Genomic DNA, 288 nt, shown 5'->3' on the forward strand with positions numbered 1-288 from the left:
GTATTGCCGAAGGCATGGTGGTTGAAAGTCTTTTTGACCAGATTATCGAGTATATTCCCAAGGGGGTTGAGGGGGAGTCAGCAATACTACTTGATGTAGAAACGTTCATAACAAGAGATCCGAACAATTTTGGTAATGCGCATGCTTTTGTTTGGGCGCGTACAAAGGGAGAGGGGCTGGGCCGGTACCTCCGTGCACTGTCAAAAGGTTTCTATGTTTATTTGCTTGAATGGTGTGATTTATCAGCTAGTTTCAAGGCTAGGATATTCCAGCCGGGACGGCCAATAG

1 protein-coding gene is annotated in these 288 nt (G+C 46.2%); it reads left to right on the forward strand.

Translation table 11 applies throughout. The annotated features are described in order from the left end of the window. Positions 1–288 (forward strand): hypothetical protein (locus AC0IYH_RS30980; protein ID WP_471838017.1); only part of this gene is annotated, 288 nt, incomplete at both ends.

Source organism: Pseudomonas sp. AC463, from assembly GCF_979253585.1.